Source organism: Streptomyces sp. NPDC059696 (genome assembly GCF_042733745.1).
Lineage (GTDB): Bacteria > Actinomycetota > Actinomycetes > Streptomycetales > Streptomycetaceae > Streptomyces.
Genome location: NZ_JBHWFG010000041.1, coordinates 38,358 through 65,317 on the forward strand (window position 1 = coordinate 38,358; position 26,960 = coordinate 65,317).

Below are 26,960 nucleotides of genomic sequence, written 5' to 3' on the forward strand. Positions count from 1 at the left end.
CCTTGACTGACGCGGCGCTTGCAGGCCCCACGGGGCCGCCGGTTCACGCCCTGGCCGGGTTCCCGGACCGGCCGCGCCGGCGCTCCGGTGCCGTCCTCGGCAGCGCGTACGGCTGCCGTCCGTACCAGAGCCGGGCGACCGTGAACCCGAAGGCCAGGCACAGCAAGCCGCCGACCGCGTCCAGCCAGAAGTGGTTGGCCGTGGCGACGATGACCACCAGTGTCAGCGCCGGGTACAGCAGGCCCAGCACCCGCACCCAGGGCACCGAGGCCAGGGCGAAGATCGTCAGCCCGCACCACACGGACCAGCCGATGTGCATCGACGGCATCGCGGCGTACTGGTTGGACATGTGCTTCAGGTCGCCCGAGGCCATCGAGCCCCAGGTCTGGTGGACCATGACCGTGTCGATGAAGTCGCCGCCGTTCATCAGCCGCGGGGGCGCCAGCGGATACGAGTAGTAGCCGAGCAGGGCGACCGCGGTCGTCGCGAACAGCACCAGGCGCGTCGCCGCGTAGCGGCCGGGATGGCGACGGAACAGCCACACGAGCACACCCAGCGTCACCACGAAGTGCAGCGTCGCGTAGTAGTAGTTCATCCCGACGATGAGCCAATGCACCGAGTTGACCGCGTGGTTGACCGACTCCTCGACGGCGATGCCCAGATGGTGCTCGACCCGCCAGATCCAGTCGGCGTTGCGCAGTGCCTCGGTCCGCTGCTCGGGCACGGCGTTGCGGATGAGCGAGTACGTCCAGTAACTCACCGCGATCAGCAGGATCTCGAACCAGAACCGGGGCCGGCGCGGGGTGCGCAGCCGGCGCAGCGGGCCGGGCACCGCATCGGCCGCAACGGGGTCCGGGAGGGCGGCTTCCAGGCCCTCCGGCTTCGTTACGGTCGTTTCACCCATAGGCGCAGAGTCTGCCAGAAAAGGACTTACCCACCGATCATCCCGCGGCCCCGTCCGGGCCGCATGTCCTACGGCGACTTCAGGCCGCGGACCTCAGGAACGACCACGTTCCCCGGGAGCCGAAGCGGTCGACCCGCGCACCACCAGTTCCGGCATGAACACGAACTCGCTGTGCGGCGCGGGCGTCCCGCCGATCTCCTCCAGCAACGTGCGCACGGCGGCCTGCCCCATGGCGGGGACGGGCTTGCGGATCGTGGTGAGGGGCGGGTCGGTGAAGGCGATCAGCGGGGAGTCGTCGAAGCCGACCACGGAGATGTCCTTCGGCACGTCCAGACCGAGCTGCCGGGCCGCCCGGATCGCCCCCAGCGCCATCATGTCGCTGGCGCACACCACGGCCGTGCACTCGCGGTCGATCAACGCCGCGGCCGCCGCCTGACCACCCTCAAGGGTGTACAGCGAGTGCTGTACCAGCTCCGACTCGACGGTTTCGGCGCGCAGACCCAACTGGTCGTGCATCGTGCGCACGAACCCCTCGATCTTGCGCTGCACCGGCACGAACCGCTTGGGTCCGAGGGCCAGGCCGATCCGGGTGTGCCCGAGGGACGCCAGGTGCGTGACCGCGAGGCTCATCGCCGCCCGGTCGTCGGGGGAGATGAACGGCGCCTGCACCTTCGGCGAGAAACCGTCGACCAGCACGTAGGGCACGCCCTGGGCGCGCAGCCGGTCGTAGCGCTGCATGTCGGCGGTGGTGTCGGCGTGCAGCCCGGAGACGTAGATGATGCCGGCGACCCCGCGGTCCACGAGCATCTCCGTGAGCTCGTCCTCGGTCGAGCCGCCCGGTGTCTGGGTGGCCAGCACCGGCGTGTAGCCCTGCCGGGTCAGCGCCTGGCCGATGACCTGTGCCAGGGCCGGGAAGATCGGGTTCTCCAGCTCCGGGGTGATCAGGCCGACCAGGCCCTCGCTGCGCTGGCGCAGCCGTACCGGGCGTTCGTAGCCGAGGACGTCGAGGGCGGCCAGCACGGACTGGCGGGTGGTGTCGGCGACGCCCGGCTTCCCGTTGAGGACCCGGCTGACGGTCGCCTCGCTCACCCCCGCCTGCAACGCGATGTCCGCAAGCCGTGTGGTCACAGCACCGGACTGTAGCGGCCGGCCCTCCGCTTGCACACCGACGGGGCGCCTGGTGCGCGCGGTCGCGCGGCCCACTGCGGGTGGCTTGGTCATCGCGGTCCCTCAACTCGTGGTCGGCGTCCGCTCCGCAACGGATGATTCCCCCGACGGAAACGGATGGCAAGTGCTTGCAGAGTCTTGCACAACTGTCCGAGTCCCCGTCCAGCAGCGGTAAACCAGGGCCTCGGAGCGATCGAGGGGAGGTCACGGCGGGATAACCATCCGCACCTCTTGCAACTTTTTGCTGCAAGGTCTTTCGCAACGCCTTGCAGCGAAGCTAATGTCACCGACGCCCGGCGGCCAACGGCGCAGTCGGCAGCACGAAACGGGCTTCACCCTCAAGGAGAACTCATGCGGCGTGGCATAGCGGCCACCGCGCTGGTGGCGTCCCTCGCCCTGGCAGCGACGGCGTGCGGCGGAAGCGACAGCGGCGACAAGGCCGACGGTCCCGTCACCATCACCTGGTGGGACACCTCCAACGCCACCAACGAGGCGCCGACGTACAAGGCCCTCGTCAAGGAGTTCGAGGCCGCCAACAAGGACGTCAAGGTCAAGTACGTCAACGTCCCCTTCGACCAGGCGCAGAACAAGTTCGACACCGCCGCCGGCTCCAAGGGTGCCCCCGACGTGCTGCGCTCCGAGGTCGGCTGGACCCCCGCCTTCGCCAAGAAGGGCTTCTTCCTGCCGCTGGACGGCACCGACGCCCTGGCCGAGCAGGACAAGTTCAAGCCGAACCTGATCAAGCAGGCCCAGTACGAGGGCAAGACCTACGGCGCGCCGTTCACCACGGACACCCTCGCCCTGGTCTACAACAAGGCCCTGTTCGAGAAGGCCGGCGTCGAGGCCCCCAAGACCTGGGACGACCTGAAGAAGGCCGCGGCCACGATCAAGGCCAAGACCGGCGTCGACGGCTACTGGGGCTCGACCCAGTCCTACTACGCCCACTCCTTCCTCTACGGCGAGGGCGCCGACACCGTCGACGTCGACGCCAAGAAGATCACGGTCACCTCGCCCGCGGCCGAGAAGGCCTACGGCACCTGGCTGAGCCTCTTCAAGGGCAAGGGCCTGCACAAGGCCGACACCACCGCCGACGCCTACGCCCACATCCAGGAGGCGTTCGTCAGCGGCAAGGTCGCCTCGATCATCCAGGGCCCGTGGGAGATCACGAACTTCTACAAGGGCTCGGCGTTCAAGGACAAGGCCAACCTCGGCATCGCCACCGTCCCGGCCGGCTCCTCCGGCAAGGCCGGCGCCCCGACCGGCGGCCACAACCTCTCGGTGTACGCGGGCTCGGACAAGGCCCACCAGGAGGCCTCGCTGAAGTTCGTGAAGTTCATGACCTCGGCCAAGGCCCAGGAGACCATCGCGCTGAAGAACAACACGCTGCCGACGCGCGACGACGCCTACACCGCCGAGGTCAAGGCCGACCCGGGCATCGCCGGCTACCAGGGTGTGCTCGCCGCCGCCCAGCCGCGGCCGGAGCTGCCCGAGTACAGCTCGCTGTGGACGCCGCTGGACGACGAGCTGCTCGCGATCGCCGGTGGCAAGAAGTCCCTGGACCAGGGGCTGAAGAGCGCCGAGACCTCCATCGCCAAGCTGCTGCCGGACTACAGCAAGTAGGCCCCTTCGGCCGCCGGATCCTCCAGACAGAGGGGGAAGGATCCGGCGGCCATCGGCCTGTGTGCCGTATCCCCTGATCTCCAGCTGATCTCCAGTTCGCGAAGAAGGTTGTCGAACATGACAGTCGCCATCGACCGAGCGACCGGCAAGCGGAGCGGTGACCGCGGTCCCCGGTCCGGGCTGGGCCGGCGCCTCAAGCACAGCTACCAGAAGCACTGGTACGCCTACGCGATGATCGCGCCCGTGGCCGTCGTGCTCGGCGTCCTCGTGCTGTACCCCCTGGCCTACGGCCTCTACCTGACGCTCACCGACGCGACCAGCCTCAACACGGCCCGGACGATCGGCGTCAACGAGATCGAGGCCACCTACAAGTTCATCGGCTTCGACAACTACGCCGACATCCTGTGGGGGGAGACGGCCTACGACCGCTTCTGGTCGCACTTCATCTGGACGATCGTGTGGACGGCCCTGTGCGTCGCCCTGCACTACTCCATCGGCCTGGGCCTGGCGCTGCTGCTCAACCAGAAGCTGCGCGGGCGCACCTTCTACCGGCTGATCCTCATCCTGCCCTGGGCCGTGCCGACCTTCGTCACCGTGTTCGGCTGGCGCTTCATGCTCGCCGACTCCGGCATCATCAACTCCGCCCTGGAGATGCTGCACCTGCCGAGCCCGGCGTGGCTGGAGGACACCTTCTGGCAGCGCTTCGCCGCGATCATGGTCAACACCTGGTGCGGTGTGCCGTTCATGATGGTCTCCCTGCTCGGCGGCCTGCAGTCCATCGACTCCTCCCTCTACGAGGCCGCCGAGATGGACGGCGCCAGCCGCTGGCAGCAGTTCCGCTACGTCACCCTGCCGGGCCTGCGGTCCGTCAGCTCCACCGTGGTGCTGCTCGGCGTGATCTGGACGTTCAACCAGTTCGCCATCATCTTCCTGCTGTTCGGCAACACCGCCCCGGACGCGCAGATCCTCGTCACCTGGGCCTACCAGCTCGGCTTCGGACAGCAGCCGCGTGACTTCGCGCAGTCCGCCGCCTACGGCATCCTGCTGCTCGGCATCCTGATCGTCTTCACCTCCTTCTACCGCCGCTGGCTGAACCGCGATGAGCAGCAGCTCGCGATCTGAGGCAGGAGTCCCCATGAGCACCACGACCGTCCAGCAGTCCGCGGGCGGGGCCCCGGTCCCCGCCGCCCCCGCCGCCGCCCCCGCGCGCCCGCGCGGCCGCCGCGGCACGGCCGGGAGCCTCGTCTCCCACGGCCTGCTGATCATCGCGAGCCTGATCGCGATCTTCCCGATCGCCTGGCTGGTCTTCCTGTCCCTCGGCCCGGACAAGGACGACTACCTGCACCCCGGGGGCATCTGGTCGAAGATGACCCTGGACAACTACAGCTTCGTGCTCCAGGAGACCGCGTTCTTCCACTGGCTCCAGAGCACGCTGATCGTGTCGCTGGGAACCACGGTCATCGGAGTGGTCATCGCCGCCACGACCGGATACGCCGTGTCCCGCATGCGCTTCCCGGGCTACAAGAAGTTCATGTGGGTCCTGCTGTGCACGCAGATGTTCCCCATCGCCGTGCTGATCGTGCCGATGTACCAGATCCTGTCGAGCCTGCAGCTCGTCGACACCTACCTCGGCCTGATCCTGGTCTACTGCTCGACCGCGGTGCCCTACTGCGCCTGGCTGCTCAAGGGCTACTTCGACACCATCCCGTTCGAGATCGACGAGGCCGGCCGCGTCGACGGACTCACGCCCTTCGGCACGTTCTTCCGGCTGATCCTGCCGCTCGCCCGGCCCGGTCTGGCGGTGGCCGCCTTCTACAGCTTCATCACGGCCTTCGGTGAGGTCGCCTTCGCCACCGTGTTCATGCTGGACGACGAGAAGTACACCTTCGCCGTCGGTCTGCAGAGCTTCATCAGCGAGCACGACGCCCAGCGCAACCTGATGGCCGCGACCGCGGTCCTCATCGCGATACCCGTCTCCGCGTTCTTCTACCTCGTGCAGAAGAACCTGGTGACCGGGCTCACCGCCGGCGGCACCAAGGGCTGACCCGGCGCCGATCGAGGCACTGCCGCACGGCAGTCCACCAGCCCGAGGCGGCCGCGGTGCCCATCCGACCCCGCTGTACCGCGGCCGCCTCGTCACCCCCACCGACGCCCTCCATGACCGACTTCCTGTTACGCATCAAGGACGACATGAGCCAGCACTCAGCCGCACCTGCCCCCACCCCCGCGTCCACCGTCACCGTCGCCAAGCGCCGCGACTGGTGGCGGGACGCGGTGATCTACCAGGTGTACCCGCGCAGCTTCGCCGACAGCAACGGCGACGGCATGGGCGACCTGGAGGGTGTCCGCACCCGTCTTCCCTACCTGCGCGACCTCGGCGTGGACGCCGTGTGGCTCAGCCCCTTCTACGCCTCGCCGCAGGCCGACGCCGGCTACGACGTCGCCGACTACCGTGCCGTCGACCCCATGTTCGGCAACCTCCTGGACGCCGACGCCCTGATCCGCGACGCCCACGCGCTGGGCCTGCGCATCATCGTCGACCTGGTGCCCAACCACTCCTCCGACCAGCACGAGTGGTTCAAGCGGGCCGTCGCCGAGGGCCCGGGCTCCTCGCTGCGGGACCGCTACCACTTCCGCCCCGGCAAGGGCGAGAACGGCGAACTGCCGCCCAACGACTGGGAGTCGATCTTCGGCGGCCCGGCCTGGACCCGCGTCACCGAACCCGACGGCACGCCCGGCGAGTGGTACCTGCACCTCTTCGCCCCCGAGCAGCCCGACTTCAACTGGCAGCACCCGGCGGTCGGCGACGAGTTCCGCTCGATCCTGCGCTTCTGGCTGGACATGGGCGTCGACGGCTTCCGGATCGACGTCGCCCACGGCCTGGTGAAGGCGGAGGGCCTGCCCGACCTCGGATCCCACGACCAGGTGAAGCTGCTGGGCAACGATGTCATGCCGTTCTTCGACCAGGAGGGCGTGCACGAGATCTACCGGCAGTGGCGGCTCATCCTCGACGAGTACGCGGGCGAGAGGATCTTCGTCGCCGAGGCCTGGACACCGACCATCGAGCGCACGGCCCACTACGTCCGCCCGGACGAGCTGCACCAGGCGTTCAACTTCCAGTACCTCAGCACCCACTGGGACGCCGCGGAGATGCGCGAGGTCATCGACCGCACCCTGGAGGCCATGCGCCCGGTCGGCGCCCCCGCCACCTGGGTGCTGTCCAACCACGACGTGACCCGCCACGCCACCCGCTTCGCCAACCCGCCCGGCCTGGGCACCCAGATCCGCCTGGCCGGCGACCGCGACCTGGGGCTGCGCAGGGCCCGGGCGGCGAGCCTGCTCATGCTGGCCCTGCCCGGCTCGGCCTACGTCTACCAGGGCGAGGAGCTCGGCCTGCCCGACGTCGTCGACCTGCCGGACGAGGTGCGCCAGGACCCGGCGTACTTCCGGGGCGCCGGTCAGGACGGCTTCCGCGACGGCTGCCGGGTGCCGATCCCGTGGACCCGCACGGGCTCGTCGTACGGCTTCGGCGACGGCGGCAGCTGGCTGCCGCAGCCCGACGGCTGGGGTGAGCTGAGCGTCGAGGCGCAGAGCGGCGAGGCCGGTTCGACCCTGGAGCTGTACCGGGCCGCGCTGCGCGTGCGGCGCGAGCAGCCCGACCTGGGCGCCGGCACCTCCGTGGAGTGGCTGCGCGCGCCCGAGGGCGTACTCGCCTTCCGCCGCGGGGAGTTCGTGTGCGTCGCCAACACCACCGGGGAGTCGGTGGCGATGCCGGCCTACGGCCGGGTGCTGGTCGCGAGCGGCGAGATCGTGCAGGTCGACGACGAGGCGAAGGTGCCGGCCGACACCACGGTGTGGTGGACCACCGCGACCGCGGAGGCCCGCGCCTGATTTTCCTTTGAATTTCGCACGGCCCGCTGCCCTTTCGGGTGGCGGGCCCTTACTATCTGCGTCACCGCAAGGTTTCTGAACCTTGCAGCAAGAGCCTTCAACGAAGAAGGAAACCCCACATGGCACGCAGATACCTCGCCTCCGCCGTCGCGCTCGCCGCGGCTGCGGTTGTCATGAACCCAACCAGTGCCGAGGCCTCCCCGCCCGGCACCAAGGACGTCACCGCCGTCCTCTTCGAGTGGAACTTCGCCTCGGTCGCCCGCGAGTGCACCACCACCCTCGGACCCGCCGGATACGGCTACGTCCAGGTCTCCCCGCCCGCCGAGCACATACAGGGCCCGCAGTGGTGGACCTCGTACCAGCCGGTGAGCTACAAGATCGCCGGCCGGCTCGGCGACCGCGCGGCCTTCCAGAACATGGTGAACACCTGTCACGCGGCCGGTGTGAAGGTCGTCGCGGACACCGTCATCAACCACATGGCGGCCGGCAGCGGCACCGGCACCGGCGGCTCGTCGTACACGAAGTACACCTACCCCGGCCTGTACTCCGCGCCCGACTTCGACGACTGCACGAGCCAGATCGGCAACTACCAGGACCGCTGGAACGTCCAGCACTGCGAACTGGTCGGCCTCTCCGACCTCGACACCAGCGAGAACTACGTCCGCGGCGCCATCGCCGGGTACATGAACGACCTGCTCTCCCTCGGCGTCGACGGTTTCCGCATCGACGCGGCCAAGCACATCGACACCGCCGACCTCGCCGACATCAAGTCCCGGCTGAGCAACCCGTCGGTGTACTGGAAGCAGGAGGTCATCTACGGCTCAGGCGAGGCGGTCCAGCCCACCGAATACACGAGGAACGGCGACGTCCAGGAGTTCCGCTACGCCTACGACCTCAAGCGGGTCTTCAACAACGAGAACCTCGCGTACCTGAAGAACTACGGCGAGGGCTGGGGCTACATGAACAGCGGTGTCTCCGGCGTCTTCGTCGACAACCACGACACCGAGCGCAACGGCTCGACCCTCAGCTACAAGGACGGGGCGAACTACACCCTGGCCAACGTCTTCATGCTGGCCTGGCCCTACGGCGCCCCCGACATCAACTCCGGCTACGAGTTCTCCGACCAGGACGCCGGACCGCCCAACGGGGGCCGGGTGAACGCCTGCTGGCAGGACGGCTGGAAGTGCCAGCACAACTGGCCGGAGATCAAGTCCATGGTCGGCTTCCGCAACGCCACCCGGGGCCAGGCCGTCACCAACTGGTGGGACAACGGAGGCGACGCCATCGCCTTCGGCCGGGGCAGCAAGGGCTTCGTGGCCATCAACCACGAGTCGGGCTCCCTGACCCGGACCTACCAGACGTCGCTGCCCGCCGGGACGTACTGCAACGTCCAGAACGGCACGCCGGTGACGGTGAACACGAGCGGGCAGCTCACGGCCACCCTGGGCGCGAACACCGCCCTGGCGGTGCACGTCGGCAAGTCGAGCTGCTGAACGGGCAACTGAAAGTTTTTTCCGATGGTTTCAAGCCTCTTGCTGTAAGTGTTGCGGCGGCGATACGGTCGCGCGGGGTCGGACCCGAAGAGCCGTAATCGCAAGGAGCCCATCTGTGATACCGAGATGGCCGACGCCGTCGAGGCGCCGAACCACCCATGCCGGACGGGTCGCTGCGGTCACCGTGACCGCGCTGGCCGCAGCGCTCGTCCAGCCCCTCACGGCGCGGGCCGACACACCGCCTCCGCCCCCCTCCGATGCCAAGCTGGCCGCCCAGCCCGCCCGGCACGACGCCACCCGCGAGCAGTTCTACTTCGTCCTGCCGGACCGTTTCGCCAACGGCGACCCGCGCAACGACAAGGGCGGCCTGACCGGTTCACGCCTGTCGACCGGCTACGACCCGACCGACAAGGGCTTCTACCAGGGCGGCGACCTCAAGGGCCTGACCAAGAAGCTGGACTACATCAAGGGCCTGGGCACCACCGCCCTGTGGATGGCCCCCCTCTTCAAGAACCGGCCCGTGCAGGGCACCGGCGCCGACGCCTCCGCCGGCTACCACGGTTACTGGATCACCGACTTCACCCAGGTCGACCCCCACTTCGGCACCAACGAGGACCTCGAGACCCTCATCGACAAGGCCCACGACAAGGGCATGAAGGTCTACTTCGACGTCATCACCAACCACACCGCCGACGTCGTCGACTACGAGGAGAAGTCCTACGACTACCTCTCCAAGGGCGCCTTCCCGTACCTGACGAAGGACGGCGTGCCCTTCGACGACGCCGACTACGCCGACGGGCGGCGCGGCTTCCCCGCGGTCGACCGGGACTCCTTCCCGCGCACCCCGGTCGTCACGAAGAAGAACAAGGTGCCGTCGTGGCTCAACGACCCGACGATGTACCACAACCGCGGCGACTCCACCTTCGCCGGTGAGAGCTCCACTCACGGCGACTTCTCCGGGCTCGACGACCTGTGGACCGAGCGGCCCGAGGTCGTCTCCGGCATGGAGAAGATCTACCAGCGCTGGGTGCGGGACTTCGACGTCGACGGCTTCCGGATCGACACCGTGAAGCACGTGAACATGGAGTTCTGGACGCAGTGGGCCACCGCCCTCGACGCTTACGCCGCCCAGCGCGGCCGGGACGACTTCTTCATGTTCGGCGAGGTCTACTCCGCCGACACGAGCGTCACCGCCCCGTACGTCACCGAGGGCCGTCTCGACGCCACCCTCGACTTCCCCTTCCAGGAGGCGGCCCGCCAGTACGCCTCCCAGGGCGGCAGCGCCCGCAAGCTCGCCGGCGTCTTCGGCGACGACTACAAGTACACGACCGGCAAGGCCAACGCCTACGAGCAGGTCACCTTCCTCGGCAACCACGACATGGGCCGCATCGGGTCGTTCCTCAAGCAGGACAACCCCAAGGCCGGCGACGCCGAGATCCTCGCCAAGGACAAGCTCGCCAACGAGCTGATGTTCCTCAGCCGCGGCAACCCGGTCGTCTACTACGGCGACGAGCAGGGCTTCACCGGCCCGGGCGGCGACAAGGACGCCCGGCAGTCCCTGTTCGCCTCGCGCACCGCCGACTACCTCGACGACGACCGCATCGGCACCGACGCCACGCACGCCGAGGACGCCTACGACACCAAGGCGCCCCTCTACCGGCAGATCAGGACCCTCGCGGGGCTCCGCAAGGCCAACCCGGCGCTGACCGACGGCGTCCAGCAGGAGCGCTACGCGGCCGACGGCCCGGGCGTCTACGCCTTCTCCCGCACCGACGCGAAGACCGGCACCGAGTACGTCGTCGCCTTCAACAACGCCGGCGAGAAGAAGACCGCGACCTTCCCGACCGGCTCGGCCGGCATGACCTTCCAGGGCATCCACGGCACCGACGCCCGCCTGAAGAGCGACGGCGACAAGAAGCTCACCGTCACCGTCCCGGCCGGCTCCGCGATCGTCCTCAAGGCCGGCGGAAAGCTCGCCGAGCCCGCCACCGCGCCCACGCTCACCCTCAAGGCCCCGGCGGCCGGGGCGACCGGCACCGTCGAGGTCACGGCCGATGCCGACGGCGGACAGCTCAACCGGGTCGTCTTCGCCGCGCAGACCGGCAACGGCACGTGGCGGGTCCTCGGCTCCGCCGACCACGCCCCGTACAAGGTCACCCACACCATCGCCAAGGACGTGGCCCCCGGCACGGCCCTGCGCTACAAGGCCGTCGTGATCGACTCGGCCGGCCGCACCGCGAGCGCCCTGGCCGCCTCCACCACCGGCACCCCGCCCGCCCCGGAACCGCCCACCGCGTCCTCCCGCGACTACGCGATCGTCCACTACAAGCGCACGGACGGCGACTACGCCGACTGGGGCCTGTACGCCTGGGGCGACCTCGCCGAGGGCGAGGCCACCGAGTGGCCCAGGAGCCACCCCTTCACCGGCCGGGACGCCTACGGCGCCTTCGCCTGGGTCAAGCTCAAGCCCGGTGCCTCGAACGTCGGCTTCCTCGTCATCGACAAGGACGGCACCAAGGACGTCTCCACCGACCGCACGATCGACGTCACCAAGACCGGTGAGATCTGGATCGAGCAGGGCAAGGAGACCGTCACCACCGAGCGCCCCGACCATCCGGCGCCGGACAAGACCAAGGCCGTCCTGCACTACCACCGGGCCGACGGCAACTACGACGGCTGGGGACTGCACGTCTGGACCGGCGCCGCGAACCCCACCGACTGGTCGAACCCCCTGAAGCCGGTCAAGACTGACAGCTATGGCGCAGTCTTCGAGGTACCGCTCACCGACGGGGCCACCAGCCTCAGCTACATCCTCCACCGGGGCGACGAGAAGGACCTGCCCACCGACCAGTCGCTCGACCTCAAGGCGAACGGCCACGAGGTGTGGCTGGTGAACGGCCAGGAGAAGTACCTGCTCCCGCAGCCCGCGGGGAGTGCCGCCGCCCTCGACCTGACGGCCTCCAAGGCCGTCTGGATCGACCGGAACACCCTCGCCTGGAACGGCTCCGACGCCGCCGCCTCCACCCAGCTGCTGTACTCCCGCGACGGCTCGATCAAGGCCGAGGACGGCGCCCTGACCGGCGACGCGAAGTGGCTGCGCCTGGCGAAGAGCGAGCTCACCGACGCCCAGAAGGCGAGGTTCCCGCACCTCGAGGCGTACGAGGCCTGGACCGTCGACCCCCGCGACCGCGACCGGGTCCGTGAGGCCCTGCGCGGCCAGGTCGTCGCCACCCAGCACGCGGCGACCGGTGCCGTGCTCACGGCCACCGGTGTCCAGATCGCCGGAGTCCTCGACGACCTGTACCCCGGCGCCACCCGGGCCGATCTCGGGCCCACCTTCTCCCAGGGCCGCCCCACCCTGTCCGTGTGGGCACCGACCGCGCAGTCCGTCGCCCTGGAGCTCGACGGCAAGGCCGTCGCCATGCGCCGCGACAGCGCCACCGGCGTCTGGTCCGTCACCGGCCCGGCGTCCTGGAAGGGCAAGCCCTACCGCTACGTCGTGAAGGTCTGGGCGCCCGCCGCCCGCAAGGTCGTCACCAACAAGGTCACCGACCCCTACGCCCTCGCCCTCACCACCGACTCCCGGCGCAGCCTCGTCGTCGACCTGGACGACAAGGCCCTCAAGCCCGCCGGCTGGTCGTCGTACACCAAGCCCAAGGCCGTGCCGCTGCGGGACGCGCAGATCCAGGAGCTGCACATCCGGGACTTCTCCGTCGAGGACCGCACGGCGAAGCACCCCGGCACCTACCTCGCCTTCACCGACAAGGCGAGCGACGGCAGCAAGCACCTGCGCGAGCTGGCGAAGGCGGGCACCTCCTACGTCCACCTGCTGCCCGCGTTCGACATCGCCACCATCCCGGAGCGGAAGGCCGACCAGGCGAGGACCGACTGCGACCTGGCATCCTTCCCGGCCGACTCCGACAAGCAGCAGGAGTGCGTCGGGAAGATCGCCGCGAAGGACGCCTACAACTGGGGCTACGACCCGTACCACTACACGGTCCCCGAAGGCTCCTACGCCACCGACCCGGACGGCACCGCCCGCACGGTCGAGTTCCGCAAGATGGTCAAGGCCCTCAACGACGACGGGCTGCGGGTCGTCATGGACGTCGTCTACAACCACACCGCCGCGAGCGGCCAGGCCGGCACCTCCGTCCTGGACCGGGTCGTGCCCGGCTACTACCAGCGCCTCCTCGCCGACGGTTCGGTCGCCAACAGCACCTGCTGCGCCAACACGGCCACCGAGAACGCCATGATGGGCAAGCTGGTCGTCGACTCGATCGTCACCTGGGCCAAGGAGTACAAGGTCGACGGCTTCCGTTTCGACCTCATGGGCCACCACCCGAAGGCCAACATCCTGGCCGTGCGCAAGGCCCTGGACGAGCTGACCCTCGCGAAGGACGGCGTCGACGGCAAGAAGATCATCCTGTACGGCGAGGGCTGGAACTTCGGCGAGGTCGCCGACGACGCCCGGTTCGTCCAGGCCACGCAGAAGAACATGGCCGGCACCGGCATCGCCACCTTCTCCGACCGGGCCCGTGACGCCGTGCGCGGCGGCGGCCCCTTCGACGAGGACCCCGGCGTCCAGGGCTTCGCCTCCGGCCTGTACACCGACCCCAACTCCTCCGGCGGCAACGGCACGCCCGCCGAGCAGAAGGCCCGGCTCCTGCACTACCAGGACCTCATCAAGGTCGGCCTCTCCGGCAACCTCGCCGGCTACCGCTTCACCGACACCGGCGGCAAGGAGGTCAAGGGCTCCGAGGTCGACTACAACGGCGCCCCCGCCGGATACGCCGACGCCCCGGGCGACGCCCTCGCCTACGCCGACGCCCACGACAACGAGTCCCTGTTCGACGCCCTGGCCTTCAAGCTGCCTGCCACGACCAGCGCGTCCGACCGGGCCAGGATGCAGGTCCTCGCCATGGCGACGGCCGCCCTCTCCCAAGGCCCGGCCCTCTCCCAGGCGGGCACCGACCTGCTGCGCTCCAAATCCCTGGACCGCAACTCCTACGACAGCGGCGACTGGTTCAACGCCGTCCACTGGCGGTGCGAGGACGGCAACGGCTTCGGCCGCGGACTGCCCATGGCGGCCGACAACACCGACAAGTGGCCGTACGCCAAGCCCCTGCTGACCACCGTCGAGGTGGGCTGCGAGCAGATCCGGGGCACCTCGGCCGCCTACCGCGACCTGCTGCGGATCCGGAGCACCGAGAAGGACTTCTCCCTGGGCACGGCCGCGCGGGTGCAGTCCCGGCTCTCCTTCCCGCTGTCCGGCACGGACGAGACACCCGGCGTGATCACCATGCGGCTCGGTGACCTGGTCGTCGTGTTCAACGCCACGCCCGAGCGGCAGGAGCAGCGCGTGTCCGCACTCGCCGGAACCGGCTACCGGCTGCACCCGGTGCAGGCGACGGGCGCGGACACCACCGTGAAGTCCTCCGCCTACGCGCGCGAGTCCGGCACCTTCGCCGTACCGGCGCGCACGGTCGCGGTCTTCACCCGGACCGCGGGGTAACGCACCCGGTACGGGCGGGGCGGACCGCGACCGGCGGCCCGCCCCGCCCGCGGCCAGTGCCACGTCAGCGGCACTAGGGTGAGCACACCGACCTGGAACAGGAGTGCTGATGCCGCAGATCACCGTCGACTATTCCGCCGACCTCGCCGGCGGCTTCGACCGGCCCGGATTCGCCAGGGCGCTGCACGAGGCGACGGTCGAGATCGCGGCCGCCAAGCCGCCCGCCTGCAAGACCCGGTTCCGCCCGACCGAGGACATCGTGGTCGGCCCCGAGACCGAGGGGCACGCCCATGTGCACATCCACATCGCGCTGCTCGCCGGCCGCACCGACGAGACCAAGGCCCGCCTCACCGAGGCCGCGCTGGAGCTGCTGCGGACCCACCTGAAGCAGCCCGAGGGCCTCGCCCTGCACGCCTCCGCCGAGGTCCGCGACCTCGACGCGTCGTACGCGAAGTACGAGAGCTGAGACCGCTCAGCTCGCCAGGGCGAGGAGCCGGCCGACCAGGTGCGCGAACGGGCCGTCGGCCGGCTCGTCCTTGAGGGCACCGCGCAGCAGCTCCGCCATCTCCTCGTCGTAGGCGGCGCTGACGGCGGCGAGCGCGGCGAAGTCGTTCACCAGCTGCGACTCCAGCTCCTCACGCGGGATGCGCCGGCCGTCCAGCCAGATCAGCGCCGTCGACTCGGCGAGCGAGATCCAGGACCGGACGACCAGTTCGAGACGCGGGGGCGGATCGGTCACACCCAGGTGCGAAAGGATCTGGACATACGCGGCCTGCCGTACGGAGTCCACGAGCGCGTTGGTCGTCGAGATGGTGCTCATCGAGCAGGCTCCGCCTGCGGAGACGGCCGGACCGCCGCGCATCAGGGCGGAGAATCCCGGCCCGTGCTCGTCCACGAAGTCGAAGTAGCGGCGCATCACGCGCAGCAGCCGCGCCCCCAGCGGGCCCTCGTGGGGCTCCACGAACCGGGCCGCCAGATCGTCCGAGGCCCGCTGCAACGCGGCCTCGTACAGGCTGAGTTTGCCCGGGAAGTAGTGGTAGACCAGCGGGCGTGAGATGCCCGCGGCCGACGCTATCTCGTCGATGGACACGTCGTCGGGCGAGCGGCGGCTGAACAGTTCGAGGGCGACGCCGATCAACTGCTGCCGCCGTTCCTCGACTCCCATTCTGCGGCGAACCCCGGTAGTCATACGAACACCTTACCGATCGATTTCAGCCTCGAACGGGCCGGATCGATCACCGGACCCCGCCGACCGCAGCGGACGGGCCCGGAATCCGCCCCGGTCAGCGCAGCCCGCGGAGCGAACGCCCGTCCTTCAGCGACCCCTTGAGCTGAGCCTGCGCCCCCTGCTCGGCCGGCACGGTCAGCAGACTGCTCCGCGCCTGCCCGTTCACACCCCCCGTCGCCCGGACCGTCGCCGTGTCCCGGCCGCCCGCGGCGAGCAGGTACCAGTCACCGGCCTTCGACTTCCACAACACCCCGGCCAGGACATGCGGATCACGCGCCCCGCAGGCCGGCACGTTCTCGGCCTGCGCCGCGGCCGCCCCGTACGCACCGCCCGGCGTGTGGAACTGCGCCAGTACCCGGGCGCCACCGCCCCGCCAGGTCTCGGCCCGCGTGCACACCCACGCCGCCGACCCGCTCGCGTCGGGCAGCGGCTGTTCGTTGAAGGCCCACGCGTTGACGTCGCGCACCCCCGCCGAGCGCATCGTGCCCAGCGAGCAGGCGAACGGCTGCCAGGTACGCAGCGCCGAAGCACCCGACACCTCACCCGGGGAGCCCGGCCGTCCGGTGGTGAGCCTGGCCGGGACCAGCTCACCGAGGTCGGTCAGCATCCGGGTCCGGCCGCCGTCGCTCACCTGCAGCACGTTCCACGAGGTGCAGGGGCCGGACCGCAGGGCCGGACTGGCCAGCGGTGCGGTCACACCGTCGGTGAGCGTGAGGTCCATCGCACCGGAACCCGGCTTCATCAGGTCCCGCTCGGCGGCCTTCTTCACCCAGGGCGCCATCAGGTACCGGACGTTGCCGTCGGACCGGCCCAGGACCACCGCGCCCGCCTCGGCCCGGCCGGCCCCGTCGACCCGGGCGAAGTCGAGGGCCGCGCCCTGCGTGCCGTCCCTCGGCTCCGCGTACCGGGCGATGCGCAGACCGTCGTAGAGGATCACCACACGGGCCGCGTCCAGCGTGCCCGCGTACAGCAGCTGGGGCGGTCCGGCCGGGCCGCCGGAGAGGGTGCCGGGGGTCACCGACACCTGGACCGTCTCGCCGGGGCGGGCCCACACCGCCAGGGCGCGGCGCAGCAGGGCCCGGTCGCCGGTGAGGTCGCCGCGGGCCGGCCACACGGAGAAGTCGGTGCGCGCCGAGCTGCGCCACGCGGTGGGCGGCACCCGCGTCAGCTTCGTCGGGTCCAGGGCGGCCTGCGCGGCCGGGTTCCGGGCGTACGGGGGTGCCGCCGCGCCCTCCGGGCCCCAGCCCTCACCGGGCAGGCCGAGCAGTGCCCCGCACACCAGCAGGGCGGCACCGGCGGCCAGCGCCGCCTTCAGGTGCTGGCGGCGGCGCATCAGGTCGGTGGGCCGGGCCTGGAGCGAGCAGGGGTCGAACTCGGGGGAGTCGAGCAACTCGTACAGGGCGGGGATCCCGCCGGCCTCCAGCACGGCGCCCTCCGGGTCGGCGACGTCGGCGGCGGCGAGGACCTCGCACACCCCGTCGTCCGTGAGCCGCTCCAGGCCGGACAGGGCGTAGGCGGCCCGAGCCGGTCCGGACAGGGTGGACAGCCGCTGGTCCAGGGCGAGTTCGTCGGCCCCGCCGGAGCGCGGGAACAGCTTCAGGCCCCACACGTGCGGCAGCAGCGGCGGCAGCTGGGCCCGCTTGGGCCAGGCCTTCGCCTTCAGCGGCAGCCCCGCCTCCAGCGCCGTGCGCAGCACCTTCAGCCGGACCAGGGCGTAGCCGGGGTCGCCGTCCCGCCCGGTGGACTGCGCCGGGATCACCGGGGCGGGGGTGCGGTTGCGGGGGAGGGCCCGCTGGACGAGGGAGTGTGCGGTCAGGACGCGGCGGCTGCGGCCCAGACCGGGTGGCAGGACCAGGTAGGCCAGCCGGACGAGCCGCGGGTAGTGCTCGACGAGCGCGGCCTCGGCCTGCTCGACGTCGACGACCGGGCCGGCGGGGGAGGGGGGTGCGGGGCGCTGGGCGACATCCTGTGACTGCACGTTCAGCAGAACGAGCGAATCGTTGGTTGGTCACCTGGCCGCGGGGTGTCACGCCCCCGGGTGGGCTCCGGGCTCCACGAGCAGCCGGGCGTAGTTCGCCATGGACCGCTGGTAGCGCGGCAGGTGCGGGGCCAGGGCGCCCAGGGTCAGCGCCAGCGCCTCCCGGTCACGGCCGAGGCTCGACAGGCACAGCGCGAGGCAGGCGCGTACGGGGTCGTCCAGCTCGTCCGACGGGGCGAGGAGCTCGGGCGTCAGCAGCGCGACGCCCTCATCGGCCCGGCCGATGTTCCGCAGGGAGCTGGCCAGCTGGATCTTCGTGCGGCGGGCCTTGTAGGGGGCGGCGTCGGCGAGGCCGTTCGCCAGCGCCTGTTGGTACAGGGGGACCGCCCGGTCGCTGTGGCCCGTGGAGTCCCAGGCGCAGGCCCGCTCGAACAGGCCGAGCGGACTGCCCTCGGGCAGCTCGGCGACGAGCGCGTCGACGTCGGCGCGGAAGCGGGCCCCGTCCTCCTCCGTCTCGGCGTAGTCGTCGAAACGGTCCCACAGGGCGGCCACGCGCTCTTCCCAGTCCTGATCCACCCGGACACCCTCGCACACGCGTGCACACGGGGGCAGCGGATTTTGAGCACGCCGGGCTCCGCAGCCGTATCGAAGGCGAGAGCCTCTTGCCGGGGCTCCGTGCGGCATGCGTCCGGATTCGTGCCGTGACAGGGACCGTGCCGACAAGGACCGGAGGAACAGATGAGGGTGACCCGACCGATGCTCGCGCTGAGCGGCGCGGTGGCGATACTGGCGCTGGCCGGCTGCGGCGGATCCGGTGACAAGGACGCGGCGGCCGTTCCGAAGGAGGTGAGCGGCAGCCTGGAGCACATCGCGGCCGAGGCCGACTGCAAGCCGAACATGCAGACGGACGCGGACACCATCCGCCAGGCGCTGTGCAAGAAGGGCAAGGAGAAGTACGTCCTCGCGACCTTCTCCACGGACCGGGGCCAGCGCGAGTGGCTGAACAGCGCCAAGGACTACGGCGGTTACTACCTCGTCGGCCGCAAGTGGGTCGCCGTCGGGCAACAGAAGACGGTCACGGCGCTGCAGGGCACCCTCGGCGGCACCATGGAGGAGGGTTCCGAGCACATGAACCCCGGCGGCAGCCACAACAAGAACGGTCACGGCGGCAGCGGCCACCACGGCTGAGCACGCGGGCCGCGACAACAGAAGGCCGGCGGGGGGTATTACCACCCCCGGGCGTACGCGTCACCGGTTCAGGACTACTGGCAGTCCTGGCCGCTGTTGATGCACTGGACCATCTCGTTCATCACGTTCTCGTCGAAGAAGTTGATGAAGTCGTTGTGGTCGGTGATCGCCTTGTGCAGCTGCTCCGGGAAGGAGTCGACCGCGAAGGCGTTCTGCACCTGTCCGTTGTCGATCTGCGGCGCCTGGACGTCGTAGACCAGACGGACCTGGAGCTGCGGGATGGCCTTGAAGCCGTTCGAGCAGCTGCCGTCCGCCTCCACGAAGTCCACGTGGGTGCGGTGGTTGGCGCTGTCGATGTTCTGGCCGTCCCAGCAGCTCTGGAAGTTGGACGTCCGCACCACGGAGCTGCCCTCGGGGCAGAGCGGGTACTTGTCCGTCACCTGACGGTCCTCGAAGCCGGTGCAGCTCCAGGACGTGTTGGCGTTGTTCAGGCCGTTGGTGAGGGACTTGGCGTCACCGGTGATGATGCGCAGGGCCTTCGGCATCGCGACGACGTCGCTGGTGCGGTTGCCGACGAACTTCAGCTGGGCCTCGGCCGGCTCGACGATCTTGCCGACGTTGCCGTCCTGGCCGCCGCCGGGCTGACCGGCGTCGATGTCGTCCGAGCCGTCCTGGATCCGCAGGACCGGCCAGAAGTATGAGGACTTGTCGCCCTGGTTCTGGCAGGACGTCTGGGCGTTCGCCAGGTCCTCGTCGCTCGCGAAGGCGTTGTTGCTCTGGTTGCCGACGTAGTCGTGCTGGTGCTGCGCACCGTTGGAGACGCCGGGCGCCACGATCACGTTGTCCGAGTTGCGGTTCTCGTTCTCGTTGGTGCCGCACTCCGTGGTGAACGTGCCCGTCGAACCGCCGTCGCCGTTCGCGGCGAGGCCGTTCGGCAGGTTGCGGGAGTTGGGCTGGACGTCCTCGATGTTGATGAAGTCGTCCGCCGTCGGGCCGTTGCCGGCCTGCCCGCCGTTGCCGCCCTGCCCGTTGTCCTGGCCGCCGTTGTCCTGACCCTGGTCCTGTCCGCCGCCGTCGTTGTTCTGACCGCCGTCGTTCTGGCCGTCGTTGTTCTGGCCGTCGTTGTTCTGACCATCGCCGGCCTGGCCGTCGTTGGTGGTGGCGTCGGCGGCCATGCCCTGGCACGAGGCAAGCTGCTCGAGGTTGGCCGGGGCCTTGCCGCCGACCCGCCGGATGTTGATGCCGATCCGGTCGATGACCGCGGTCCGCTTCGACTTCAGCGGGCCCAGGATGGCGTTGTTGACGAAGCCCGAGTCACCGGCCTGGGCCTGGCGGGTGGAGGCGAGCCGGGTGTAGGCCTCGCTGATCTGCTTGTCGAGGTTGGCCAGCTCCTTGTCCACCCCCTGGCGAGCGCCGTCGGGCACATCCGTCAGCTTCTGTCCGACGTCCGGGCACTGGATCGTGGCGATCTGCGCGCCCGCGGACTTCGTCTGGTTCGCCGAGTTCTCCTCGTGCGCCGAGGCGTAGAAGTTTGCCCAGATCAGCCCGCCCCCACCGAGCGCTAGGGCCGCCGATGCGGCAATGGCCTTGGTGGCCAGCGGCGTACGGCGTTTTCTTGTGTTGCGTCCCATGGAACTCCTCTGACTTCCTTTTTCGGGGGCATCGAGGCGCCCGACAGGAGTGAAGCGGCTCCCTTCCATACGGAGCGCGTCCCACGGGTGTTCAGAGGTCTCGGAAATTGATGCGAGATGCGTGAGGACTCTGTGTTCTCAACAGCCCCTTGTCCACCGGGAGTTGCTGATCCCCCACGAGGGGTGAAGGGCATCGTCCGGTTTCACCGGCCATGGTCGAGATACGCGAGAACCGCCAGCACGCGGCGGTTGTCGTCGTCCGAGACCTCCAGCCCCAGTTTGGCGAAGATGTTGGCGGTGTGCTTGGCGATCGCCCGTTCCGTCACGACCAGCTTCCCGGCGATCGCCGCGTTGGACCGGCCCTGCGCCATCAGCTCCAGCACCTCCGTCTCCCGGGGCGTCAGCCGCGCCAGCGGCCGGTCGTCGCCCGAGCGGCGGGCCAGCAGCTGCTGGATGACCTGCGGATCCATCGCCGTACCGCCGGCGGCGACCCGCCGTACCGCGTCCACGAACTGCTCGGCGTCGAAGACCCGGTCCTTCAGCAGGTACCCGACCCCGCCGGTGCCGTCGGCGAGGAGTTCACGCGCGTACAGCTGCTCCACGTGCTGGGAGAGCACCAGAACCGGCAGCCCGGGCCGCTTGCGGCGGGCCTCCAGCGCGCACTGCAGGCCTTCGTCGGTCTGCGTGGGCGGCAGCCGCACGTCGACGACGGCGACGTCCGGGTCCAGTTCGGCGAGCGCGGCGGCCAGTTCGGGCCCGGTCTCCACGGCCGCCGCGATCTCGAAACCGTGCGCCTGGAGCAGCCGGACGAGTCCGTCGCGCAGCAGGAAGAGGTCTTCGGCCAGGACTACGCGCAAGGGATCTCCATGGTGACCATGGTGGGGCCGCCCGCGGGGCTGCTGACGGCCAGGACGCCGTCGAATGTACCCAGTCGCCGCTCCACACCGGCCAGCCCCGAGCCGGCGCCGATCACCGCGCCGCCCTTGCCGTTGTCCGTGACGGTCGCCCGCAGCATGCCGTCGGCCCGGTGCAGGTCGACCCAGATCCGGTCGGCACCCGCGTGCTTCACGGCGTTGGTGAGCACCTCGCTCACGGCGAAGTACGCGGCCGACTCCACCGGCGCCTCGGCCCGACCGGGCAGGTCCACGCTCACCTCGGTGGCCACCGGCAGCCGCAGCGCCAGCGCCCGTACGGCATCGCCCAGACCGCGTTCGGCGAGGACCGGCGGGTGGATGCCGCGTACCAGTTCACGCAGCTCGGTCAGCGCCTCCACCGAGGACGTCCGGGCCTGTGCGATCAGCTCCTTCGCCTGCGCCGGGTCCTTGTCGAGGAGCGCCTCGATGGTGCCCAGGTCCATGCCCACGGCGACCAGCCGGGCCTGGGCCCCGTCGTGCAGGTCCCGCTCGATGCGCCGCAGTTCGGCGGCGGAGGCGTCGACCGCGTCACGCCGCGTCTCGGTCAGGACCCGCACCCGCTCGGCCAGTTCCCCCTGGCCGGAGCCGAGCACGGCCCGGGTGAGCCGGAAGTGGACGTCCAGCAGGCGCGGGGTCAGGAAGTGCGCGAGGAACAGCAGCCCCAGCCCCAGGGCCCCCGCGCCCAGCGCGGACACCTGCCCCGTCACCGGCACGAAGCCGTACCAGTACGGGTCGGGGAGGACCCGCCACAGCCCGAGTGCGAGGGCGAACCCCTCCAGCGGGTAGAGCAGCAGCACGGCCGGCAGCAGCGCGGTGACGAACCCCGCGGTCATGTCGACCGGCAGCCACATCAAGTCCCGCCAGGTCGCCGGGTCGCGCAGCATCCCGAACGTGCGCGCCCAGGGATTGGCGTCCCTCGGCAGCGGCCGGTACGCCGGGGGGATCCGCACCCCGCCCCACTCCGCCGCGAGCACCCGGCGGGCGTCGGCGAACGCCCGCACCCCCGTCAGCACGTACGGCGTGGTGACGATCCCGACCCCGATCGGGATCAGCGCGATCGACACCAGGGACAGGCAGAAGCACAGCACCGCCCCCGGCAGGGAGATGAGGGACAGCGCGAGCCCCCGCACCGCGGCGAGCCCGATGCCCCGTCCTGGCGTCCGTGCGGTCCCGTTCTTCGTGTCCATGGTCATGACGTCAGTCTCGCCGAGCACGCCGGCCTGGTCACGGGGCCGGACACCCGGCTGAGGGGTGGTGCTACCTCCACCTTGCCGGGAGGGGGGTGGGTGCGGGGACGGTTGTGGGAGGTGCTCGCGAGGGGTGGTGACCGGGGGGCTCGCGAGGGGCGTTGACGGGAGGTGCTCGCGAGGAGTGGTGACCGGCCGTGCTGACGACGCGGTTACCAGCCGTGCTGACGAAGGGCGGTTATCAGCCGTGCTGACGAAGGGCGGTTACCAGCCGTGCCGACGAGGGGCGGTTACCAGCCGTGCCGACGAGGGGCGGTTATCAGCCGTGCCGACGAGGGGCGGTTCACGTTCCGGCGCCGGACGTGAGGACCTTCGCCTCCACCTCCGGATCGAGGCCCGAGCGCGGCCGGTCCGGGCGTTGGGGCGCCACACCCCCGACGTCCTGGAGCCACCGCCAGGTGTCCGCCACCGTCTCCTCGACCGGCCGGCAGACCAGTCCGGCCCCGACCGCCCGGGAGACGTCCGCGCTGTGCAGGGCCTCGTACAGGTCGCTGCCCGGCGGCACCCACACGGGCAGCTCGGTCCACGGCTCGATGCCCGCGTCGAGGATCACCCCCGGCTCGGTCCAGCGGAGTTCGGCGGCGCCGCCGGTGACCCGTACGCAGGCGTCGAGCACCCCGCCCATGGTGGTGTGCCCCTGCGGGCTGACCAGGTTGTACGGGCCGCTCAGCTCCCGCTCGGCCGCCAGCGCGATCCACTCGGCCAGATCACGGACGTCCACGTACTGCAGGGGCAGGTCACGCGGGCCCGGCGCCAGCACCGGACCGCCGCGTGCCGTACGGCCCAGCCACCAGGGCAGGCGGCCGATGTTCTCGTACGGGCCGAGGATCAGCCCGGCCCGTACGAGCACCGACCGGTCCGCGCCGAAGGCGTCCAGCACGGCGAGTTCACCGCCCCGCTTGTCCTGCGGGTAGGCGGTCTGCTCCGCGTCGGGCGACGCCCCCTCCACCAGGGGCGCCTCCTCGTCGAACCGGGCCGGCCGGCCCCACGCGTACACCGAGCGGCTCGACACATATACGTACCGGCCGGCGCGGCCCCGCAGCAGCCGCGCCGTGTCCCGTACGGCACGCGGGGCCGCCGACCAGGTGTCGACGACCACGTCCCACTCGCCCGGGTCGTCGGCGAGAGCGGCCAGGCCGTCCGGTGCGGTGCGGTCGCCCCGCAACGACCGCACGCCGGGCGGCGGGTCGTGCCGCCCGCGGTGGAACACCGTCACCTCCCAGCCGCGCCCCATCGCCGCCTCGACGACCGCCCGCCCCACGAACTCCGTACCGCCCAGCATCAGAAGCCTCATGCGGGTGACTCTGCCCGGCGGGGCGGGAGGACGGAACGGAGATCTGCTCTCAGCAGACGGACGGGCAGACGGGCGGACGGACGGGCAGACGGGCAGACGGGCGGACGGGCAGACGGGCGGACGGGCAGACGGGCGGGCAGGCGGGCGGGCCTCCCGCCCGGGCCTCCCGCCGGGGCGGGAGTCCCGGCCGTGACCCACGGGAGCGGTGCGGGGCGGGGTGGCTCGAATCAGGCCGTCGTCGGCGGCACGTACTTGTAGCCCACGCGGCGCACCGTCCGGATCGCGTCGCGGTGTTCCACGCCCAGCTTGCGGCGCAGCCGGGCGATGTGGACGTCGACCGTGCGGCCGTCGCCCACGTGCCCGTAGCCCCACACAGTGCCGACCAGCTGGTCGCGGGTGTGGACCCGGCCGGGGTGCGCCACCAGGTGGGCCAGCAGCTCGAACTCCAGGTAGGTGAGGTCGAGCGGCTGCCCGGCCACCCGGGCGGTGCGCTGCACCGGGTCGACCCGGATCAGCGGCTCACCGCCCGGTTCGGCACCGGGCCGCGGGGGCGCGGCCTGCGGCAGGTCGGGCACCGCCACCGGGAACGGCGGCTGCTGGTCGGCCGGGACGAGCACCAGGTAGCCGATCATCGGCGGCTGCCCCGGCAGCGTCGGCAGGGTGTGCTGCGGGGCCGGCAGCCAGGTGGCACCCGGCGGCAGCAGGTCCGCGACCGTCACCACCTCGTCCCGGTCGACGGCGCGGAGCCGATGCCGGGGGCCGTGCGTAGCGGGGGCGTCGAGAGGGACGGCGGTGGACAGGGAACGAGTGGTCGCCATGAGAGGTCAGCTCTTTCGCGCGAGGAGTTCGTCGGGGAGATCGACGGCCGCGATTCGTGGTCGGGCTCGCCGAGGGACGTACGCGGTTCGCGCCGGCCGAAGGCCGGGGTGTACGGCTTTAGAGGGCCGGCGCGTTCGTCGCGCGGCAACACACCCGGTCGAAGTCGTGGTCCTGGCGGGACGGCCAGAAGGGCTCGAGGTCATGGCGACCCGTCGCGACGCACTTCCGGTAGCTGGCCATGACCCCATTGAAGCAGAGCCGGTCCTCCGCCGGGAGACTCCTCTCACTGCTTGGACAGGTGACGGGAGCGGGATGGGACCGCCCGCCCCTCATCCCACCAGACGCTTGCGCCACTCCAGCGGCGTGACGTCGATGGCTTTGCCCGGGTCGCCGTCCCACTGCGCGGACAGACCGGCCGACGCCGGCGCCGCCACGACCTCGTGTCCGACGGCCGTGGTGGTGGTGCGGTGCTGCACGTCGTACGCACCGTCCTCGTCGCGCGCGGTCTGGATGAAGACCCTCGGCCGGTCCGGTATCCGCCGGACCACGAGGAAGCGGTCGCCCGCACCGCCGATCCGCTCCACCAACTCGCGCAGCTCACCCGCCGAAACGCGCGCGTGCGTCCGCCCGCTCTCCGTCAGCACCTTGACCGCGAGGCCCCCGTCGATCTCCACGCCCCCCACGATGGCACGCCCCACCGACAACGCGAGGGGGCGCCCACCGTGTACGGCGAGCGCCCCTGTGCGGAACCAGCGGGCCGGGTCAGACCTGGCCGGCCTTCTCCAGCGCCGAGCAGCAGGTGTCGACGAGCAGTCGGGTCACCACGTAGGGGTCGACGTTGGCGTTCGGGCGGCGGTCCTCGATGTAGCCCTTGCCGTCCTTCTCGACCTGCCAGGGGATACGGACCGAGGCGCCGCGGTCGGAGACGCCGTAGGAGTACTTGTCCCAGGGGGCGGTCTCGTGCAGGCCGGTGAGGCGGTCGTCGATGCCGGCGCCGTAGTTCTTGACGTGGTCGAGCGGCTTGGAGCCCTCACCGAGCGACTCGGCCGCGGTGATGATCGCGTCGTAGCTCTCGCGCATCGCCTTGGTGGAGAAGTTGGTGTGCGCGCCGGCGCCGTTCCAGTCGCCCTTGACCGGCTTGGGGTCGAGGGTCGCGGCGATGTCGAAGTCCTCGGCGGTGCGGTAGAGCAGCCAGCGGGCCACCCACAGGTGGTCGGAGACCTCCAGCGGGGAGACCGGGCCGACCTGGAACTCCCACTGCCCGGGCATGACTTCGGCGTTGATGCCGGAGATGGCGAGGCCGGCCTTCAGGCAGTTGTCCAGGTGGGCCTCGACGACGTCACGGCCGAAGATCTCGTCCGCGCCGACACCGCAGTAGTAGCCGCCCTGCGGGGCCGGGAAGCCGCCCTTGGGGAAGCCGAGCGGGTAGCCGTCCTTGAAGAACGTGTACTCCTGCTCGATGCCGAAGATCGGCTCCTGCGCCGCGAACTTCTCGGCGACCTCGGCCAGCGCCGCACGGGTGTTGCTGGGGTGCGGGGTGAGGTCGATGTTCAGGACCTCGCACAGCACGAGGATGTCGTCGCCGCCGCGGATGGGGTCCGGGCAGGTGAAGACCGGCTTGAGCACGCAGTCCGAGGAGTGGCCCTCGGCCTGGTTGGTGGAGGACCCGTCGAAGCCCCAGATCGGCAGCGCGTCGAGACCGGCGGGAGAGCCCGTGATGATCTTGGTCTTGGAACGCAGTTTGGCCGTCGGCTCGGTGCCGTCGATCCAGATGTACTCAGCCTTGAAGGTCACGGGCCACATCCTCGGGTGTGTCTGGGCGCGTTGTGCGGGTGCGTGCGGCGCAGCGGCACCGGTGCGCCGCGTCTGCTGCCCGGCAGCCTGGCAACAGGCGATTTCCCGGCCATTGCTCGCATGTGAACCCCGTGTTACCTGGCGGTGCTGTGCCGCACTTCACGCCGAGGGTGCGTTTCGCGGGTGCGGCGCCGGGGGGCCCGGCCCCCCCCGGCCCCCCCGCGGGGCCCCCCCCCCCCCCCCCCCCGCCCGGGCGCGACGCCCCCGGCCGCGCGCCCGC

20 protein-coding genes are annotated in these 26,960 nt (G+C 70.7%); 8 read left to right on the forward strand and 12 right to left on the reverse strand.

Features of this window, described 5'->3' with window-relative positions; genetic code table 11:
- Positions 1-43: 43 nt before the first annotated feature.
- Positions 44-904: a phosphatase PAP2 family protein gene (locus ACFV20_RS32045; protein WP_385663174.1), complete on the reverse strand. Its 861-nt coding sequence runs from the start codon at positions 902-904 to the stop codon at positions 44-46.
- Positions 905-997: 93 nt separating this feature from the next.
- Positions 998-2,032 carry a LacI family DNA-binding transcriptional regulator gene (locus ACFV20_RS32050; RefSeq protein WP_385663176.1) on the reverse strand — a complete coding sequence of 345 codons (1,035 nt, stop codon included), beginning with the start codon at positions 2,030-2,032 and terminating at the stop codon, positions 998-1,000.
- Positions 2,033-2,422: 390 nt separating this feature from the next.
- Here ACFV20_RS32050 and ACFV20_RS32055 point away from each other — a divergent pair, with 390 nt between their 5' ends.
- From ACFV20_RS32055 to ACFV20_RS32085, 7 genes are all read left to right on the forward strand, one after another.
- A complete protein-coding gene (locus tag ACFV20_RS32055; RefSeq protein WP_385663179.1) occupies positions 2,423-3,691 on the forward strand; it encodes an extracellular solute-binding protein in 1,269 nt (422 codons plus the stop codon).
- 117 nt (positions 3,692-3,808) lie between these two features.
- Positions 3,809-4,813, forward strand: a complete 1,005-nt coding sequence (locus tag ACFV20_RS32060; protein WP_366713392.1) for a sugar ABC transporter permease — start codon at positions 3,809-3,811, stop codon at positions 4,811-4,813.
- A 13-nt stretch (positions 4,814-4,826) separates the two neighbouring features.
- Positions 4,827-5,735 (forward strand): sugar ABC transporter permease, encoded by a 909-nt coding sequence (locus tag ACFV20_RS32065; RefSeq protein WP_385663182.1) that lies wholly within the window; start codon positions 4,827-4,829, stop codon positions 5,733-5,735.
- Between the two features lie 146 nt (positions 5,736-5,881).
- Positions 5,882-7,582, forward strand: a complete 1,701-nt coding sequence (locus ACFV20_RS32070) for a glycoside hydrolase family 13 protein (protein WP_385663184.1) — start codon at positions 5,882-5,884, stop codon at positions 7,580-7,582.
- Positions 7,583-7,701: 119 nt separating this feature from the next.
- Positions 7,702-9,075, forward strand: coding sequence for an alpha-amylase family protein (locus ACFV20_RS32075; RefSeq protein WP_385663186.1), 1,374 nt, complete (start codon positions 7,702-7,704; stop codon positions 9,073-9,075).
- Positions 9,076-9,190: 115 nt separating this feature from the next.
- On the forward strand, positions 9,191-14,587 hold the full coding sequence (pulA, locus tag ACFV20_RS32080; RefSeq protein ID WP_385663189.1) for a pullulanase-type alpha-1,6-glucosidase: 5,397 nt from the start codon (positions 9,191-9,193) through the stop codon (positions 14,585-14,587).
- A 109-nt stretch (positions 14,588-14,696) separates the two neighbouring features.
- Positions 14,697-15,053, forward strand: a complete 357-nt coding sequence (locus ACFV20_RS32085; RefSeq protein ID WP_385663192.1) for a 5-carboxymethyl-2-hydroxymuconate Delta-isomerase — start codon at positions 14,697-14,699, stop codon at positions 15,051-15,053.
- A 6-nt stretch (positions 15,054-15,059) separates the two neighbouring features.
- Here ACFV20_RS32085 and ACFV20_RS32090 read toward each other — a convergent pair whose 3' ends face one another.
- The 3 genes from ACFV20_RS32090 to ACFV20_RS32100 form a co-directional block, all read right to left on the reverse strand.
- Positions 15,060-15,776 carry a TetR/AcrR family transcriptional regulator gene (locus ACFV20_RS32090; RefSeq protein WP_385663194.1) on the reverse strand — a complete coding sequence of 239 codons (717 nt, stop codon included), beginning with the start codon at positions 15,774-15,776 and terminating at the stop codon, positions 15,060-15,062.
- A 94-nt stretch (positions 15,777-15,870) separates the two neighbouring features.
- On the reverse strand, positions 15,871-17,793 hold the full coding sequence (locus ACFV20_RS32095; protein WP_385663197.1) for a hypothetical protein: 1,923 nt from the start codon (positions 17,791-17,793) through the stop codon (positions 15,871-15,873).
- 48 nt (positions 17,794-17,841) lie between these two features.
- Positions 17,842-18,369, reverse strand: a complete 528-nt coding sequence (locus tag ACFV20_RS32100; RefSeq protein WP_385663199.1) for a tetratricopeptide repeat protein — start codon at positions 18,367-18,369, stop codon at positions 17,842-17,844.
- A 162-nt stretch (positions 18,370-18,531) separates the two neighbouring features.
- Here ACFV20_RS32100 and ACFV20_RS32105 point away from each other — a divergent pair, with 162 nt between their 5' ends.
- A complete protein-coding gene (locus tag ACFV20_RS32105; RefSeq protein WP_385663202.1) occupies positions 18,532-18,981 on the forward strand; it encodes a hypothetical protein in 450 nt (149 codons plus the stop codon).
- A gap of 74 nt (positions 18,982-19,055) precedes the next feature.
- Here ACFV20_RS32105 and ACFV20_RS32110 read toward each other — a convergent pair whose 3' ends face one another.
- The 7 genes from ACFV20_RS32110 to glnII all read right to left on the reverse strand — a co-directional run bounded on the left by ACFV20_RS32110 (position 19,056) and on the right by glnII (position 26,680).
- On the reverse strand, positions 19,056-20,612 hold the full coding sequence (locus ACFV20_RS32110; RefSeq protein ID WP_385663205.1) for a DUF1996 domain-containing protein: 1,557 nt from the start codon (positions 20,610-20,612) through the stop codon (positions 19,056-19,058).
- Between the two features lie 203 nt (positions 20,613-20,815).
- Complete coding sequence (locus ACFV20_RS32115; protein WP_385663208.1) at positions 20,816-21,469, reverse strand: response regulator; 654 nt, start codon at positions 21,467-21,469, stop codon at positions 20,816-20,818.
- Positions 21,460-22,719 carry a sensor histidine kinase gene (locus ACFV20_RS32120; protein WP_385663211.1) on the reverse strand — a complete coding sequence of 420 codons (1,260 nt, stop codon included), beginning with the start codon at positions 22,717-22,719 and terminating at the stop codon, positions 21,460-21,462. The genes ACFV20_RS32115 and ACFV20_RS32120 overlap by 10 nt, the downstream gene beginning before the upstream one ends.
- A 337-nt stretch (positions 22,720-23,056) precedes the next feature.
- Positions 23,057-24,067 (reverse strand): SDR family oxidoreductase, encoded by a 1,011-nt coding sequence (locus ACFV20_RS32125; protein ID WP_385663214.1) that lies wholly within the window; start codon positions 24,065-24,067, stop codon positions 23,057-23,059.
- Between the two features lie 227 nt (positions 24,068-24,294).
- Positions 24,295-24,885 (reverse strand): winged helix-turn-helix domain-containing protein, encoded by a 591-nt coding sequence (locus tag ACFV20_RS32130; RefSeq protein ID WP_385663217.1) that lies wholly within the window; start codon positions 24,883-24,885, stop codon positions 24,295-24,297.
- 330 nt (positions 24,886-25,215) lie between these two features.
- Positions 25,216-25,560 (reverse strand): DUF6891 domain-containing protein, encoded by a 345-nt coding sequence (locus tag ACFV20_RS32135; RefSeq protein WP_385663219.1) that lies wholly within the window; start codon positions 25,558-25,560, stop codon positions 25,216-25,218.
- A gap of 88 nt (positions 25,561-25,648) precedes the next feature.
- The gene (glnII, locus tag ACFV20_RS32140; RefSeq protein WP_385663222.1) at positions 25,649-26,680 is read right to left on the reverse strand and encodes a glutamine synthetase; all 1,032 of its coding nucleotides are present in this window, start codon (positions 26,678-26,680) and stop codon (positions 25,649-25,651) included.
- Positions 26,681-26,960 lie beyond the last annotated feature (280 nt).